The sequence below is a fragment of the Runella aurantiaca genome (assembly GCF_003339505.1).
Classification (GTDB): domain Bacteria; phylum Bacteroidota; class Bacteroidia; order Cytophagales; family Spirosomataceae; genus Runella; species Runella aurantiaca.
The window spans coordinates 145518-162575 of record NZ_QPIW01000013.1 but is presented as its reverse complement, the minus strand read 5'-3'; the positions used below and the strand labels follow the sequence as shown (position 1 = coordinate 162575).

Below are 17058 nucleotides of genomic sequence, written 5' to 3'. Positions count from 1 at the left end.
AAATTCACATCTACATCAGGCTCCTAAGCCAAAAAGCATTTACAGTTTTGGAACTCAAACAAATTATCAATCGGCTTATTCCGTTTCTTAAGCCTTATAAATGGCTGATTATCGGCACATTGCTACTCACATTGTTGGGTTCACTGACCGCGCAGGTCAATCCTCTGGTGTTGCGATATACCGTTGATCAAATTGATTTAATGTTGCGGCAAGGCAAGGTACTGCCCGCGGGACTTTCGCTGCTTGGAGTGATTAGTGTGATTCTTTTTGCCAAAGAAATCCTTAATATTTTTCTACAATTTGGTCAAAAGTTTTACGGAGAGAAACTCCGAATCAACGTTTCTTTTCATTTGGCGCAAACAGCCGTGGAAAAGATTTTGACCTACCGAATGGCTTTTTACACCAATGAAACCAACCAATCGGGGCGTTTACAAACGCGGATCGACCGGGGTGTGGAAAGCCTGACCAAATTGGTCCAGAATTTTTTTATTGATGTTCTCCCTTTATTTGCCAACGCTATCGTGGCCTTGGTGGTGATGTTTTCGGCCAATGTGTACGTAGGCTTGGTGGCGCTTTGCGTGCTACCCGCTTATTTTTATGTGAGTTTCCGACAAGCACAGAAACTGCAGGGCGTTCGACGTAAATTGCGAGGTCAGCGGGAAGATAAAAACAACGGGTTGATTAACCTTATTGATTCTATTTCTGTCATAAAATCATTCGTAAGAGAGCAATATGAAGGAAAAAAACAATTGACCCTGCAACAGAGACTGATGGACTTGCAGTTACAAACCCGCAAAACGGGCTTTATTTTTGAGGGCTTAAAATCGTTTATTGAACAAATTGGCGTGGTGCTGATTATTATCTTGACGGCCTATTTGGTATTGGATCGTCAAATTTCAATCGGGGCTATAATGTTTCATATTATGTTGTTCAGTAATGTGTCGGCGCCGATTCGTCAGTTGCACCGTATTTATGATGAAATGAACGATGCCCTGATTTATGCCGAAGGTTTTTTCAGCATTTTAGACGCCGAGGGAGAAACTGAATCCTTGGGTCATACGGTTTCTACACCTTTAAAAGGTGATTTTGTGTTGAAAAACGTTGATTTTTATTATCCAACGGGAGTTCATGCCCTAAAAAATGTCAACATTCATATTCAAAGTGGTAAAACGACCGCTTTGGTGGGGTTGTCGGGGGCGGGCAAATCGACGGTAATTAATTTATTGACAAAGTTTTATGCCTCATCGGGCGGAACAATTGCGTTGGATGGTATACCGCTCCCTGCGTATGATACCCATGCTTTGCGTGATGATATTGGCTTGGTACTCCAAAAAAATCACATTTTTAAGGGAAGCATCGAAGAAAATATTCGTTATGGTAAGCCCAAAGCTACGTCCGAAGAAATCAGAGAAGCGGCTCAAAAAGCTTTTTTACATGAGCAAATTTTAGATTTACCTGAGCAATATCAATCCGATGCTTCTATGCTTTCGGGTGGACAACAACAGCGCATTGCTATTGCCAGATTGTTTCTTAAAAATCCACCAATTATCTTTTTAGATGAGCCGACGGCGAGTCTCGATGCGATTGTAACGGAGCAAATCCGAAACAGCATCGAAGCCATCAAGGAAGGCAGAACGGTAGTGATTATTTCGCACAGTATTTCACAAATCATGGACGCTGATATGATTTATGTAATGCAGCGGGGAGAGGTAGTAGAAAATGGGAAACATGAAGAGTTGTATGACCAAAACGGGGTGTACCGAACTATTTTTGATGCCTCTACACGGAGTCTTAATTTGGATAAAATTAGCAAGACCCTTGACAATAACTAAAAATGCGGTCTGTGGGGCGCATTTCAAAAAGGATGAATCGGGTCTCATTTTTTTTAGTAACCTTGTCTTTATTCTCCTAACTTTGCGCTAAAATAGTGAGTATAACCTACCAATTTGTCAAAGGTAATGGTTGCCCTGATGGCGTGATTTTACAAAAACCTGCTTAATGGGCTGTCGCAAACAAAATAACATTAAAGAAGTCCATGTCTGAAAGTAAAAAAGTTGTTTTAGCGTTTAGCGGAGGTTTGGATACCTCTTTTTGCGTCAAATATTTGTCGGAAGACAAAGGCTACGAAATTTACTCCGTATTGGTGGATACGGGCGGTTTTTCGGACGAAGAACTGAAAGCGATTGAAGCCCGCGCGTATTCGTTGGGCGTCAAAAAACACGCGACCATTTCCAAAACACAGGATTATTATCAGCAATGTATTAAATACCTAGTTTTTGGAAATATTCTCAAAAACAATACTTATCCGCTTTCGGTGAGTGCGGAGCGTATTTTTCAAGCCATTGCGGCTGCCGAGTACGCCAAAGAGATTGGTGCTGAGGCTATTGCGCACGGAAGTACGGGCGCTGGAAATGACCAAGTTCGGTTTGATATGGCCTTCCGTATCATTATGCCAGAAGCCGAAATAATTACTCCGATTCGGGATTTAAGACTGTCGCGTGAGGCTGAAATTGATTATTTGAAATCAAAAGGAGTGGATCAAGAATGGCACAAAGCGGCTTATTCTATCAATAAAGGCCTGTGGGGAACGTCGGTTGGGGGTAAAGAAACCCTGACATCAGATAAATATTTGCCCGAAAGCGCTTTTCCGACGCAAGTGAGTAAAACTGAAGCAGAACGCGTGACCCTGCAATTTGAAAAAGGAGAATTGGTCGGAATCAACGATACGGCTTACGCGCCAGTGGAAGCCATCCAAAAACTGGCCGAAATCGCGGCACCGTTTGGCATCGGGCGCGATATTCACGTAGGAGATACCATCATCGGTATCAAAGGACGCGTAGGCTTTGAAGCTGCCGCGCCTTTGGTCATTATTAAAGCCCACCACACGCTTGAAAAACACGTCTTGAGCGAGCAACAATTGTATTGGAAAGAACAATTGGCCAACTGGTACGGAAGCCTTTTGCACAAAGGTCAGTTTATGGAGCCTGTGATGCGTAATATTGAGACATTCTTAGCCGATACCCAACAGCACGTAACGGGCAAAGTGCACCTTACGTTGGCACCTTATCGTTTTTATGTGGAAGGAATTGAATCAAGTTATGATTTGATGTCGCCAGTGTTTGGAAGTTATGGCGAGATGAACAACGCATGGACGGGCGACGATGTGCGGGGATTTGCCAAAGTTGCATCCAACCAAGTGATGATTTATCAGAAAATCAGTGAATTGAATCAGTAGTCATCAGTGAGGATTTCAGGATTGACAAGCCTAAAACGCGGTCAATCCTAAAATCTTCTCTCAAGAAATATCCCGACTGAATGAGAAAAAATGTACTTCTTTTTATTACCCTATTTTTGGTTTCGTTGATCACAAAAGCCCAAACCGAAGGCTGGGCTATCTGTAACAGCGGTGCCAATTTATATTTCAAAATCGTCGGGAGTGGGAGCCACGTATTGGTCGTAGGTGATGCGGGCAATTCGTCGGCCTACCTAAAAGACTTGATTAAAAAATTGTCGGAAACAAACCGCGTGGTTTATTACGACCCGCGTGCTACGGGTAAAAGTCGTTTTCCCGTTATCAATGATTCAACAATTAACTTTACGAAAGCAGTGGCTGATATTGAAGCCCTTCGCATGGTGTTGAGGATTCCTAAATGGTCGGTAATTGCGCACGGCTTCGGAGCCAAAATTGCCTGTGCATATGCATCTCAGGCAGGAAGCCATTTGGCACAATTGGTGCTTATCAACCCCACCGCCATGACCGAAACAAAGCCACTTTCGGCCAATGGCTATTTTGATACCTACGAAGAATACGGTTTTTCGCGTATGTTATCGCAGGAGGTCATCAATCGGCGTTTTGAAGGGTTACAACATCAACTCCAAACGCAAATTATGCCAACGGATTCTTTGGCGAGGGCCAGAGCGATTATGGCATTTCAAGCAGCCACTTACGTGCATGATACGCTCCATGAGCCCATTGCCGCCGATTTTTTATACGAAAAAGTGCGTAACGTAGGCATTAAAAGTCGGGTAAGCACTAAATTTGTTCCCAACCCGCTTGATTGTATTACTGCATTACGACAGAGGAACATACCTGTACTGGTGGTTGTATCGCGACAGCGTTATGACCTCAATGGATTGGTGAATTTCTGGAAAAAATCAGTTCCAAATGTCACAATCAGTTTGATTGACCGGGCGCATCATTTCCCTTGGTTAGACAATCCCGCCGCATTTTATGCGCAGGTAACTCCATTTTTACAACGTTTTGTAGAGGAAACTTATGCCGAACAAAAAAAAGCTAGTCGTCCTGTCGGGCGCGGGAATCAGCGCGGAAAGCGGTATTAAAACATTTCGCGATTCAGATGGACTGTGGGAAGGGCACAGTATCGAAGACGTAGCCACCCCAGAAGGCTGGCGTCGCAATCCGCAATTGGTGTTGGATTTCTACAATGAACGTCGTAAACAGGGGTTGGAGGCCGAGCCCAACGCCGCGCATTTGATTTTGGCGGAACTGGAAAAATACTTTGACGTTCAAATCATTACCCAAAACGTCGATAATCTGCACGAAAAAGCAGGCTCAACGAATGTACTTCACTTACACGGCGAATTGTACAAATCGCGCAGTACCAAAGACCCCTCGTTGGTGTATGATGTGAAAGGCTGGGAGCTGAAATTGGGCGATACCTGCGAACTAGGAAGTCAACTTCGGCCCAATATTGTGTGGTTTAGGGAAGAGGTTCCGATGATGGTTCCGGCTGTTGAACTGGCCGAGCAAGCTGATATTTTTATTGTTGTTGGCACGTCGTTAGTGGTATATCCTGCGGCAGGATTAGTATATTACGTACCTCCTCGGGTGCCGATTTTTGTGATAGATCCCAAAACTCCAGAAATGTCGGGTAGCACGAAATACGTGACGTTTATTCAGGAAAAAGCAACGGTGGGCATGACAATGTTGAAGGAGAAATTATTGAAAGAGTATTTATGAAACTACTCGGATTAAGAACCGTCATTTACCTCGCCGCTGATTTAGAGGCGACCAAACAGTGGTACATTCAGGCAACGGGTGTTCAGCCTTATTTTGATGAACCTTTTTATGTGGGGTTCAACATTGGTGGTTATGAACTGGGCCTTGACCCCAACGCCTCTCAAACAACTACCTATTGGGGTGTGGAAAATATTGAACTGGCTTGGGAACACCTACTCGGGACGGGAGCAACTGCGGATGCAGAGATTCAGGAAGTGGGTGGCGGAATCAAAGTTGCGACGGTCAAAGACCCATTCGGAAATGAGTTTGGTATTATCGAGAATCCTCATTTTGAGAAATAAATTCGCTTATGAATCCCTTGCTGAAAGATAACTTGTCTCAATTGAAAACCATTTTTCAGGCTCATAAACTTGAAAGAGTATATGCATTTGGATCAGTAGTTTCAGAGCGATTTGGCAACGAGAGTGATATTGATTTTTTAATAGTATTTCAAAACGAAATTGAACCGCTTGAAAAAGGAGAGCTTTGGTGGTCACTTTATGATACATTAAAAGCATTTTTTAAAAGAGAAGTAGATATAATTACGGAGGGCTCATTAAAAAACCCTTATTTTATTCAGGAGATTAATAGAACAAAGGAATTAGTCTATGGATAATATTGCCAAAAAGTATCTGTTTGATATTCGAGTGTGTATTGATAATATCGAAAAATATATTGGCACACCTCAAGTCTATGAAAACTATGCTGGTAATGATATGTTACAGGATGCGGTGGAACGAAATTTAGAAATTATTGGTGAGGCGGTCAATAACTTGCTCAAAATACACCCAACTATTCCTATTTCCAATGCGCGTAGAATAGTAGATACACGTAATAAAATTATACATGGTTACGATACAATTGAGCCAGTAAATATCTGGGCAATTGTTATCAACTATCTCCCTGTTTTGAAAGTAGAAATACAGTATCTGCTTGATAATTAAGATTTAACGATTAATTTAATGCAACTATTAGACGGTAAAAAACTTTCTGCTGAAGTAAAAGCGGAAATCAAAGTAGAAGTAGATAAAATCAAAGCCAACGGCGGAAAAACCCCGCATCTGGCGGCTATCTTGGTGGGCAATAACGGTGCAAGCGAAACCTACGTGGCCTCAAAAATCAAAAGTTGTGAGGAAATCGGTTTTAAGTCAACCCTCATCAGCCTGCCCGATACCACCTCAGAAGCGGAGTTGCTTTCGCACATTCAGGATTTGAATTTCGACGAAGATATCGATGGCTTTATCGTGCAATTGCCGCTTCCGGCGCATATTTCAGAAAATACAATCATGGAAGCGGTTGCGCCCGAAAAAGACGTGGATGGTTTCCACCCCATCAACGTGGGTCGGATGTGTAAGGGCTTGCCCGCCTATATTTCAGCTACTCCTTACGGAATTTTGGAAATGCTCGAACGTTATAAAATAGAAACGGCTGGTAAACACTGTGTGGTGGTAGGGCGCAGCCAAATTGTGGGCTTGCCCATGAGTATTTTGATGCAGCGCAATGCCTATCCGGGCAACTGTACCGTCACGATTTGCCACAGCCGTACGCACAATCTGAAAGAAGTTTGTCAAAGTGCTGATATTTTGATTGCGGCCTTGGGTCGCCCCGAATTTATCACCGCCGACTACGTCAAAGAAGGGGCAGTGGTGATTGACGTGGGCATTACCCGCGTGCCAGATGCAACCAAAAAAAGCGGATTTGCCATCAAAGGTGACGTGAAGTTTGACGAAGTAGCGCCCAAATCTGGCTACATTACGCCCGTGCCGGGTGGCGTGGGCTTGATGACTATTTGCGGTCTACTGACCAACACGCTGCTATCGTCCAAGAAAGCTATTTTTAAGTAGGGGATTGGTGATTGGTTACTGGCTAACGGTGCTCTGTAGTAGTGGCCAATAACCGTTAACCAATCAACCAAGAACCAACACCAGCGCCTAGCTAGGCATATAGTTCAAGTCATTGTTCCGTTTTAGCTTGATAATTCCCGTGGCGTTGAGGAATAAAATAAACGGATAAGTAGGGTCAAATTCGTGCCATTTTACTCCAAAATTGGCGCGACCTCCGAGTTTGTGGTGGTTGTTGTGGTACGATTCGCCCATCATCAAAAAGTCAAAAGGTAAAAGGTTGCGGGCGGTGTCGTTTACTTTAAAATTGGTATAACCGTATTTGTGGGCATACCAGTTGATAATTACCCCGTGAACGGGCCCCATCAAAAAGTGGATTGGCAACAACAAAAACATCCACCAAGCCGTGGCAAATTGTATATAAAACAAGGTGTACAATACGCCCCAACCAATGCGGATAACCCAATAATCACCGAGCCGTTCCATAAATGCCCAGTGTGGGACATCTTTTTTGAATTTGGTGGGAATACTATCTTCGCGGTGCAGGATATTGTTGTAGTAATTCTTTGTTTTCCACATCATATCCACCAAACTCGACGAAAAACTCGGCGAATGTGGGTCTTCTTCCGTGTCGGCATAAGCGTGGTGGAGGCGGTGCATTACGCCATAAGCGTAAGGACTTAAAAACGATGAACCTTGAAATATGAAAGTGAGGGTATAAAAAAACTTCTCCCAAAAAGGACTCATCGTAAACATTTTGTGGGCGGCGTAGCGGTGCAAAAAGAAGGTTTGCATCAAGAGAGATAAATACCAGTGGGCTACGAAAAATACAAGAACATACATAATTTAAAGATTGTGTTATCGGTAATGTATGGCAAAAGTACTAATGCCATTTTTCAAAAAAGATGAGTAAAATCAGTTCGACCCTTTTTTTTAAGGGTAAACTTTTCTACTTTTCACAATGGATTTTATAACGTTTCAATCGAGCCTGAAGGATTCACAACCTCCCAAAGACTGTACGCCAGTGTTGCAGGCGCTTTGGTACGACGCCAAAGGAAACTGGGAAAAAGCGCATGACATCGCGCAGTCACGGGAGGGTACTCGTGATTACGATCGTTTGCACGCGTATCTACACCGCAAGGAAGGCGACCAATGGAACGCGGGCTATTGGTACCGCCGCGCCCGTGCCGAAATGCCTACGTATACGCTGGAAAAAGAATGGGAAGAATTGGTGAAAGGTTGGCTGTAAAACATGGAAAGGTAAAAATAAACTGGGCAGAGGCAAGCCCTGCCCCTACTTTCTGGCGTAAAAATATAGATTGACGCTGGGTACGTTGCGACGTTCGCTGAGGGTAAAATAGCCTCTGCCATCTTTGTCAAAACACACAGCCTCGCCCTGCGGCTCAAAAATATAGGGCAAACTTTTGGTAGGATTACGGAGCAGCACGTCGCCTACTTTTTCTTCAACTTTGCGTTTCCAGTAATAAATCGCGGTGTATCCTCTCACAATAATTTCCTTGCCATTGGTCGAAATACTGCCTCCTGTCAAATCGCCGCCAACGGTCAAATTGCCTACTTTTTCTGCCATCATGACTTCACTCGTCGATTGAGGGTAGGCAAGACGATACAAATGCGCTTGGCCTTCCCATTTAGAAACGATAAATAGGTCGCGGGTGAGGGGGTCGAGTAGCAATGTTTCGGCATCACGGGAGCCGTCTGGATAGCGAAACTGAATGCGGTCGTAGTTGGTAATGGTCGAGGTAAGACTGGCAGGTTCAGGAAAACGATAAATGCGTTTTACGTCTAGATTGATGGCATTGTCGCCGATGTCACCCAAATACAGGTAGGTTTCGTTGGCTTGTGGGCCTGGGCCGATGGCAATGTCTTCCCAGTCAAAATTGGTAAAAGGGGTTTTTATTTTACCCGCAATCTGACCCTCTCGGTTCACTAAAAATAGCTCATCGGGCGAGGCGGCGTCTTCGTGTGACCATAACAAACCCGGTTGTTTGAAACTATCGGCCAGTCCAGAAGCTTCGTCGAGGTCGTCGGCGGGCTGGACGGTTTTGGAGGTTGGCGTATCGGCAAAGTTGTCAGATTCAGGGTCTACGGGCTTTTCTTCTCTTTTACAAGATAAAAAAAACAAAACGAGTAATGTGGATAGAAAGAGTGAGTTTTTCATTTCAATTTTTTAATGACAAATTCTACCCGTCGATTCAGCGGACGGGTTTCTTCACGGTTGTTATTGGCAATGGGACGCGTTGAACCAAATCCGCGCCCGCTGATGCGTTGACTGGCAATTCCCTTTGAAACCAAAAATGCTTTGACGGATTCAACGCGCTGCCTCGACAGGGCTAGATTGAGGTCAAAGTCGCCCAAATTGTCGGTATGCCCGTGCAATTCGATTTCGGCGGCGGGGTTATCGCGCATAAACATCCACAAACGATTCAAGTCCTCTTCCGATTCGGGAAGCAACTCAGGCTTTCCCTGCACGAAGCGAATGTTTTTCAATACAATACTTTCACTAATTGTAACGGGTTTTAGGGTAAAAATAGTGCCGTTTTTTGATTTTTCGGTTAATTCCTTGGCCGTGAAATGAATACTTGTGGGGAAAAAACCATCGGCTTCTACCATAAAATACACATCCTGACCTACTTCAAACGCGATTTTAAACAATCCATCGTCGGTCCCTTTGAGTCGCTGTTTTTCAGTATTATATTTATTCAATACCAACACCGTTGGCTGTTTGATGGGTTTTCGGGTCGTTTCGTTCTGAACTTGTCCACTCAGCACCAATGAGGGCTCTTTTGAGGGCAAATCATTAGCGTTAGTAGGCGTTTTCGTCTCGGGCAGCGGGCGGGCGGGGGGAGGAGAGGTGGCTACGGGCGGAACCATCGGCTTTTTGAGTACCGACTCATTCAATTTGAGGTAGCTTTTTTTTACTTCGGTAGGTTCTACCACGTAATCGAAGATTTTGATAATGGCTACGGCTCCCGCGCTGGCTTCTTCTTTGACGATGAGGTCGTCATGAAAAAAGTTTAACACGCCGTCTTCGTCAATGACACCTTCATCATTTTGGTCCGTAAACTCCACTTTAGACTCCCCGTCCACGTACATTTTAAGTTGTTTGGTTTTTCCATTGCGCGAAATCACGTAGTGCGTGTATTCGTTGGCGCGCACGGGAGCGCGGGTTCCCAAGGCAAAATTATAGAAGTTGAGCTTACCGTCGTAGATGTAACAGCCATTGTCAGACTTACGGTTTTTGAAGTCAATGACGCGTTTCCAGCTATCGAGTGCCGAAAATTTGAAATAAATTTCGATGGTATACGAATCCCGCAGAAAGCCGTTGGCGGCTCGGTTGTCAAATTGAAGACCGTAATTTTTTTCAAATACGTAGACTGAGCGTTTGGCATTTTTGAGTTCAGGAAGCACATCTTCTTGAAATATACCTGCTTCTTTCAGTACTTTTAGGGGTGGTAATTGACCCGATTCTTCTTCCAGATTTTTCTCAAACTGATATACACCCGCCCGTTGAGCGTAAGTGCCTTGAGAAATCACCCAAAAAAATAAACACCAAAGAAGTCGATTCATTCAATAAAAACGGTTGGTACAAATACCCTTTGCCATTAGTAACGAACAAAAATAGGGGTAAATTAGCTTCAAAGGCGTTTTTTTTATTTAACGACAAACTCCCAAACCGCCGCTGAGGAGTCAACGATAGCTTGGGAGTCAGGCTGTTCTAAAATGAAATGACGGATTATTCTTCGATTAAAAACGGCAGGTCGTATTCGCGGATGATGGGTGCTTTTTTGCTCCGCACTTTTACCTCAACCCGGGCTTTGGGCTTCTCGTCAATGATTAAATAGTTCTTGATGTAGGTATCTTCGTAGGTTGTCCAAGAATTGTCGGCAATAAGGTATTCCTGAACGTTTTGTTTTTGGGCTTGGTATGCCCAGCGCTCGACATGAAGCGGCTCAAAATTGACGATGGAAGTACCGCCCGCAATGGTATACCACACCTGAATGCCCGGCACGCCACGGTTGCCCATTTCGGTGTTGTGCTCTACATAAATACGCAGGATGCCGTTATCTTCAAGGTCACGAACCTCAAATTCGTCTATTTTAGTTTTAATGTTTGACATGGCTATCAGGATTTGATTATTAATGTTTAACAAATCGAATGTTTTCAAAAGGCATGAAATAATTGGGTAGGCAAGTAAGCGTGTCGTTGTCCAACGTAAAATCAACGCCTTTAAAACTCACCTTCTCCAACGAAGGGTTAAGGCCCACTTCGAAGTAGTTGTTGTGGTTGGTTTCAGATTTTATTTTGCTGGCGATGTCTGGGAACAGCTCGTGCTGGAGGTAAATTCGGTCAATGTGCCCGTCGTTGAGGTGCAATTCGCCTTTTTTATTCACAAACTCCACCGATTTTTCTTGCCCTTTAAAAACAATCGCTTTTACGTATTGCGCCAACATCGGATTTGGGGCTACTACTTTGATGGTGTAGCCTTTGCCAATCTTACTTTGTTTGGTGATACTAAAATCCTTCCCAGCCTCTTTACTGCTTTTGAGCTTAATGGTTTTACCATCCACGGTGTAGGTACCTTGGGCAAATCGGTCGACCGCACCATACACGTAGAAAAATTCAAATGTACCTTGCTCCGTTAAGGTAAATCCTGCGGCCATGTCATGAATACCCGCTAGTCGGTATTCGCCCGCTACTTTGGTCTGTGCCATGCTGTTAAAATGGATAAATAATGAGGTAAAAAAGAAAAAGAGGGTTTTCATGACTGAAAGAAATACGTTGTAACGGTTATTTGTACCTGTTTTTGGCTGTTTTGATGATACAAAATTGTGAGATGAAATTCGGCTACCGAAACGAATGAGTATGAGGTGCGTAAAAAAACAATTGAAGTGCCGAAAATGAGGAGGTAAGGCGTAAAACCCGAAGACAAAAGGGAGAATGAACCGATAAAAGGCTGCTAAAAGTAAAGGGCCCGTAGTGGGGGGCTAAGAATGTACAAAGAGGTTGAAGTAATCAACTCAGAAGCTGGGTATATACTTTATTTAGGGGTCTTCACAGACCTGAGAAAGGATTCGGGCAAAGACGCTGCTCTTTAGCGCCTTTGCCTGAACTTTGTATTCTTAGGCTTCCTCCTTCTTCATGGATTTTTTGAAGCTTTTCAAGCCCTGCAATGGCGTATAATGGTCGCTCTTTTTGGGATAATAGCCTGTGCCGTTATAGACCCGTTTGTTGGGGCTGCATTTACATTCTTCGGAGCAGGCCCCTTCCATTTTCCAGCCGCAGTCTTCACACATTGCTACGTGAATGTTGCAGTCGTTGTTGGCGCAGTTGACCATCCGGTCGGAGGCAGTGCCGCACACGTAGCATTTTGAAATCACTTTGGGGTTTACTTGGTTGACATCCACCGTGAGGCGATTGTCGAATACGTAGCATTTCCCTTCAAAATCTTCGCCGCCTGCTTCCAAGCCGTATTTGATGATACCGCCGTGGAGTTGATAGACGTTGTCAAAGCCTTGGTCCAATAGGTACGCACTGGCTTTTTCGCACTTGATACCGCCCGTGCAATAGGTTACGATTTTTTTGCCTTGCCCTTTTAGGTGCTCGATTTCCTTGATATGGTCGGGAAGTTCGCGCAGGTTTTCCATGTCAAACGTAATGGCCCCTTTAAACTTTCCTACGCTGTGCTCGTAGTTGGAGCGCATATCAATCACCACCAAATCAGGGTCTTCCTGCAACATCTGCTTAAATTCAGTCGGCTCTAAGTGGGTTCCCGTTTGTTTCAAGGGGTCAACGGGCAGGTCTGAATTAACGATTTCTTCTTTCAGGCGCACATGCAGTTTCTGAAACGCGTGCGCTTCGTGGTATTCTACTTTGAAGTCAATCGTGGCAAAACGTGGGTCTTCTTTCACCCATTTCATATAGGCTTCACAATCGGCCACCAACCCCGACACGGTGCCGTTGAGCCCTTCGGGAGCGATGATGATACGGCCAAGCAAATTATTATTTACGCAAAACTCGTGCTGCGCATCACGATACGCCTCGGTATCTTCGATGGGCACGTATTGATAATACAAAAGGACACTGTAAGGCTTCATCACAAAAAAACGGTTGTTTGTTACGCAAACGGTTGGCCATTTACTCTTTTTCAATCAGTTAAAAGAAAAATTGACCAGATAAGTTTCCTGCAAAAATACAAATTTATCACCAGTCAATAATTGACAACGGTCATATACGGCAGAAAAAGCGCAAAATCTCTTTATCTTCGCAGACTTTTCGTATATTTCTACGTCTCAAACAGCAAATCACATACCCAAAATATATTACTACTAACGGTTAACCTTTTTTACTTCAATGCACATTGCAATTACCGGAAACATTGGTGCGGGCAAAACCACACTAGCGCGTAAACTATCAGAACATTACAAGTGGGGCGTATTGTACGAAGCCGTAGAAGGCAATCCTTATTTAGCCGATTTTTACGAAGACATGGCCCGTTGGTCTTTCAATTTACAGGTTTTCTTTCTCAACAGTCGCTTTTCGCAGGCCCAAAAAATCCGCTCTATGCACTACCAAACCGTGGTGCAAGATCGTACGATTTATGAAGATGCATTCATCTTTGCCAAAAACTTGGCCGATTCCAAATTGATGGAAGAGCGCGACTACCAAAATTACCTGATGCTGTACGAAACGATGATAAACGCCATCAAAGCCCCCGATTTGATTGTGTATCTACAGGCAGACCTGCCCAAACTCCGCAGCCAAATCCAAAAACGTGGCCGCGATTTTGAGCAAAGTATTTCTGACGAATACTTGTTGAATCTGAATGAATTATACGAAAACTTTGCCCACAGTTATCTGGACGGAACTTTGTTGACCATCAATGTCAACAGCCTTGATTTTGAAAACAATGCCGAAGATTTTGACTTCATTGTTCAGCAAATGAATAAGGCTTTGGGGTACCGATAAGTAGGCAGTCTACAGTGGGCAGTTTACAGTCAACAAATAACAGAAAAAGGAAGCCTAGGCTTCCTTTTTCTGCTTGTATACATTGGCACTTAAAATGTACTGCCTACTGTGAACTGCACACTGCTAACTGCCCACTAAAAATCAGCGTCAAAGCTCAGTTGTTGTACTTCTCTTTCTTTGCTGGAGTTTTTCACGCCTGCTTTCTGGTATTCGCCCACTTTCTTCTCGAAGAAATTGGTTTTTCCCTGAAGCGAAATCATGTCCATAAAATCAAAAGGATTGACCGCATTGTATACTTTCTGCAAGCCTAGCGACAACAACAGGTGATCCGCCACGAATTCGATGTACTCGTTCATCAACTTAGAATTCATCCCAATCAACGACACTGGCAACGATTCTGTCACAAATTCCTGTTCAATGGCTACCGCATCTTTGATTAAACTATATACGGTTTCCTCGGGTAACTTATTGACAATGTGGTCGGTATAGAGCAAGCAAGCAAAGTCGCGGTGCAAACCTTCGTCACGCGAGATAAGCTCGTTGGAGAATGAAAGCCCTTTCATCAAACCGCGTTTTTTCAACCAGAAAATAGAGCAGAATGAACCAGAGAAGAAAATTCCTTCAACGGCCGCAAACGCAATGAGACGCTCGGCAAATGTGCCGTTGCCAATCCAACGCAATGCCCATTCGGCTTTTTTCTGCACGCAAGGGATGGTTTCAATGGCCCGCAACATACGGTCTTTTTCGGTCGGGTCTTTGATGTAGGTATCTATCAACAAAGAATAGGTCTCGGAGTGGATATTTTCCATGGCAATCTGAAATCCATAGAAACACTTCGCTTCGGCGTACTGAACTTCTTTCAGAAAATTAACGGCCAAATTCTCGTTCACAATTCCATCTGATGCCGCGAAGAAAGCCAATACGTGCGAAATGAAGTGGCGCTCACCATCGTTGAGTTTTTCCCAGTCCTGCAAATCAGAGGCAAGATCAATCTCTTCTGCTGTCCAAAAGGCCGCTTCGTGGTTTTTATAAAATTGCCAAATGTCGTGGTGCTTAATCGGAAAAAGCACAAAACGGTGGGGGTCTTCAACCAATAACGGCTCTTCAGAAGCATCTAATAAATTTGACATACAATAGGTCTTTTAAAAAAGTGTATAAAAAAATTTAATTATCAATGAATACTCAACTCTGTGTCTTAGTTCGACGTAACAAATTTATTAACTTTGGTGCTCAGGTAATTACCCTTTGGGGATTTATTGAGAATATTCCTATTGTGCATTTTACAACTCAAAGGTTATCAATACATTCACCAAATAAATTCCTTTTTTTTTACCATTGATACGTATAAAGGTTATCCGTTGGCGGTGATTGTTGGGGTATTACACCACATTTGTTTTCTCCCAAATCAGGCGCTTTGCACCCTAGAATATGCTTTGTCAATCTATTTGTATAACCCGCGATAATAACTTTAGTTTCATTCATCCTGTTTAAAAAAAATCACAACTCTCTGATTGTCTTTTATGTTGCCCCTAGACATCTAATGGAGATAAAAAACCTGATTAACCGTTTGCGTTTATGGCCCTCAATCCTTGGTATATCCTTCAAAATGAGTCAGAAGCCGACTCCCCTTCTCTGCTGATTTATAAAGAGCGTGTTCAGCAAAATATCCTAAAAATGATTGCCATTGCGGGAAGTGCCGACCGACTTTATACCCACGTAAAGACCAACAAAATGCCCGAAATCGTGAAAATGATGCTTGAAGCGGGTATTTCCAAGTTTAAATGTGCCACCATTGCGGAAGCTGAAATGGCCGCGATAGCAGGGGCCAAATACCTCATGATTGCCCACCAATTGGTCGGGCCAAAAATTGAACGATTGGTTGCGCTGTGTCAAAAATATCCCGACGTATTTTTTGCCTCTCTCATTGATACAGAAGCCATCGCCGATGACCACAATCAGATTTTTGAAAAACAGGGCCTTATCAGCAACGTTTTTGTAGACGTCAACAGCGGCATGGACCGTTCAGGCCACCCGCTCGACGACACTATTTTTTCGTTATACAAACATCTACACGAACTGCCAAACCTCAAATGCCACGGCTTGCACGTCTACGACGGGCACCTGCGAACGCCCGATTTTGAAACGCGTAAACACGAAGTTGAAACGGGCTTTGTGGATGTACAGCATTTTATAGAATCCATTGAGGAAGCAGGCTTGCCCAAACCCATTATCATCGCGGGCGGTACTCCTACCTTTACTGCGCACGCGTTACACAATGAAATCTATTGCAGTCCTGGTACGTGTGTATTATGGGATTGGGGCTACGGTGACAAACTTCCTGAACAACCTTTTGAGTACGCCGCCTTGGTCTTGACCCGGGTGATTTCAAAACCTAAAAAGGGAATTATTACCATTGACATGGGGCATAAAGCGGTAGCCGCCGAAAACCCCATTGATAAACGGATTCGTTTTTTAAATTTGGAAAACTATGAGCTCATCGGCCAAAGTGAAGAGCATGGTGTGATTCAAGTCAGCGATTGGGAAAGGATCAAAGTAGGTGATGTTTTGTACGGAGTTCCGTATCACGTCTGCCCCACGGTCAACCTTTATGACGAAGCCTATGTTGTCGAAAATCAGTCTATTACCGATACTTGGCAGGTGATGGGAAGAAAACGAAGAATTACGGTTTAAAAAAAACACGCAAAGTCGCTAAGATGCAAAGCATGAATTTCTTTGCGTCCTAGCGACTTTGCGTGGCCCGCCGCAGCGGTGATTAAACTGACTACGCTACAAAAATCTCTTGCGTGGGTTGTTCGGAGCCAGGAATAATCGGTAAAGTTACCTGCAAAATCCCGTTTTGATATTCGGCTCTAATTGCGGCTGAATCAATCGTTTCGTCGACAAAGAAACTGCGTTCAAACGACGCTTTTTTAAATTCGGTCCGAATCCAATTTTTGTTTTGGTCTGCTTCTTCTTTTGCCTGATACGAAACGGTCAATTCATTGCCTTTCAGACTGATTTTGAAATCATCCTTGGCGCGGTCGGGCGCAATGACGAAAATTTCGTAGCTGCTGTCAGTTTTCAGGACGTTGACAGGAACCCGAAAAGAACCGCCTCCAAACGGCCGGCCAAATCGCTTCCCTGGGTGGCCGTATCCCATTCCGGGGTGTCCATGGCCACATCTTCCTTGGTGATGCATATTGTTGTAAT

General features: G+C 43.9%; 19 protein-coding genes. 11 read left to right on the top strand and 8 right to left on the bottom strand.

All coding sequences use genetic code 11. The features are described 5' to 3' along the window. Positions 1–47 precede the first annotated feature (47 nt). From DVG78_RS16830 to folD, 8 genes are all read left to right on the top strand, one after another. On the top strand, positions 48–1832 hold the full coding sequence (locus DVG78_RS16830) for an ABC transporter ATP-binding protein (protein ID WP_114462238.1): 1785 nt from the start codon (positions 48–50) through the stop codon (positions 1830–1832). Positions 1833–2035: 203 nt separating this feature from the next. Continuing rightward, positions 2036–3235 (top strand): argininosuccinate synthase, encoded by a 1200-nt coding sequence (gene argG, locus DVG78_RS16825; protein ID WP_114462214.1) that lies wholly within the window; start codon positions 2036–2038, stop codon positions 3233–3235. 80 nt (positions 3236–3315) lie between these two features. Continuing rightward, on the top strand, positions 3316–4341 hold the full coding sequence (locus tag DVG78_RS16820; protein ID WP_114462213.1) for an alpha/beta fold hydrolase: 1026 nt from the start codon (positions 3316–3318) through the stop codon (positions 4339–4341). After that, a complete protein-coding gene (locus DVG78_RS16815) occupies positions 4277–4981 on the top strand; it encodes an SIR2 family NAD-dependent protein deacylase (RefSeq protein ID WP_114462212.1) in 705 nt (234 codons plus the stop codon). The genes DVG78_RS16820 and DVG78_RS16815 overlap by 65 nt, the downstream gene beginning before the upstream one ends. Continuing rightward, positions 4978–5322, top strand: coding sequence for a VOC family protein (locus tag DVG78_RS16810; RefSeq protein ID WP_114462211.1), 345 nt, complete (start codon positions 4978–4980; stop codon positions 5320–5322). Before DVG78_RS16815 ends, DVG78_RS16810 begins: the two co-directional genes overlap by 4 nt. 8 nt (positions 5323–5330) lie before the next feature. Further along, on the top strand, positions 5331–5636 hold the full coding sequence (locus DVG78_RS16805; protein ID WP_114462210.1) for a nucleotidyltransferase family protein: 306 nt from the start codon (positions 5331–5333) through the stop codon (positions 5634–5636). Beyond that, positions 5629–5964, top strand: coding sequence for a HepT-like ribonuclease domain-containing protein (locus DVG78_RS16800; protein WP_114462209.1), 336 nt, complete (start codon positions 5629–5631; stop codon positions 5962–5964). Before DVG78_RS16805 ends, DVG78_RS16800 begins: the two co-directional genes overlap by 8 nt. A gap of 18 nt (positions 5965–5982) precedes the next feature. After that, complete coding sequence (gene folD, locus DVG78_RS16795) at positions 5983–6864, top strand: bifunctional methylenetetrahydrofolate dehydrogenase/methenyltetrahydrofolate cyclohydrolase FolD (protein WP_114462208.1); 882 nt, start codon at positions 5983–5985, stop codon at positions 6862–6864. An 87-nt stretch (positions 6865–6951) separates the two neighbouring features. Here the strand turns inward: folD and DVG78_RS16790 are convergent, their stop codons facing one another. Next, a complete protein-coding gene (locus tag DVG78_RS16790) occupies positions 6952–7704 on the bottom strand; it encodes an acyl-CoA desaturase (protein ID WP_114462207.1) in 753 nt (250 codons plus the stop codon). A 118-nt stretch (positions 7705–7822) separates the two neighbouring features. Here DVG78_RS16790 and DVG78_RS16785 point away from each other — a divergent pair, with 118 nt between their 5' ends. Then, positions 7823–8110 (top strand): hypothetical protein, encoded by a 288-nt coding sequence (locus tag DVG78_RS16785; RefSeq protein WP_114462206.1) that lies wholly within the window; start codon positions 7823–7825, stop codon positions 8108–8110. Between the two features lie 45 nt (positions 8111–8155). Here the strand turns inward: DVG78_RS16785 and DVG78_RS16780 are convergent, their stop codons facing one another. From DVG78_RS16780 to trhO, 5 genes are all read right to left on the bottom strand, one after another. After that, positions 8156–9040, bottom strand: coding sequence for a YjiK family protein (locus DVG78_RS16780; protein WP_114462205.1), 885 nt, complete (start codon positions 9038–9040; stop codon positions 8156–8158). Next, the gene (locus DVG78_RS16775; protein ID WP_114462204.1) at positions 9037–10449 is read right to left on the bottom strand and encodes an OmpA family protein; all 1413 of its coding nucleotides are present in this window, start codon (positions 10447–10449) and stop codon (positions 9037–9039) included. Before DVG78_RS16775 ends, DVG78_RS16780 begins: the two co-directional genes overlap by 4 nt. A 166-nt stretch (positions 10450–10615) precedes the next feature. Next, entirely contained in the window at positions 10616–10999 is a 384-nt protein-coding gene (locus DVG78_RS16770) for a hypothetical protein (RefSeq protein ID WP_114462203.1), read from the bottom strand. A gap of 19 nt (positions 11000–11018) precedes the next feature. Continuing rightward, complete coding sequence (locus tag DVG78_RS16765; RefSeq protein WP_114462202.1) at positions 11019–11645, bottom strand: hypothetical protein; 627 nt, start codon at positions 11643–11645, stop codon at positions 11019–11021. A 357-nt stretch (positions 11646–12002) separates the two neighbouring features. Next, entirely contained in the window at positions 12003–12977 is a 975-nt protein-coding gene (gene trhO / locus DVG78_RS16760) for an oxygen-dependent tRNA uridine(34) hydroxylase TrhO (protein WP_114462237.1), read from the bottom strand. Between the two features lie 256 nt (positions 12978–13233). On the opposite strand from trhO, the gene DVG78_RS16755 reads away from it, so the two are divergent. Further along, positions 13234–13848: a deoxynucleoside kinase gene (locus DVG78_RS16755; protein ID WP_114462201.1), complete on the top strand. Its 615-nt coding sequence runs from the start codon at positions 13234–13236 to the stop codon at positions 13846–13848. Between the two features lie 134 nt (positions 13849–13982). On the opposite strand, the gene DVG78_RS16750 is transcribed toward DVG78_RS16755, so the two are convergent. Beyond that, positions 13983–14978: a ribonucleotide-diphosphate reductase subunit beta gene (locus DVG78_RS16750; protein WP_114069460.1), complete on the bottom strand. Its 996-nt coding sequence runs from the start codon at positions 14976–14978 to the stop codon at positions 13983–13985. 445 nt (positions 14979–15423) lie between these two features. Between DVG78_RS16750 and DVG78_RS16740 the strand changes: the two genes are divergently transcribed. Further along, positions 15424–16539, top strand: coding sequence for a D-TA family PLP-dependent enzyme (locus DVG78_RS16740; protein WP_114462199.1), 1116 nt, complete (start codon positions 15424–15426; stop codon positions 16537–16539). 91 nt (positions 16540–16630) lie between these two features. On the opposite strand, the gene DVG78_RS16735 is transcribed toward DVG78_RS16740, so the two are convergent. After that, the gene (locus tag DVG78_RS16735) at positions 16631–17047 is read right to left on the bottom strand and encodes an Hsp20/alpha crystallin family protein (RefSeq protein WP_114462236.1); all 417 of its coding nucleotides are present in this window, start codon (positions 17045–17047) and stop codon (positions 16631–16633) included. Positions 17048–17058 lie beyond the last annotated feature (11 nt).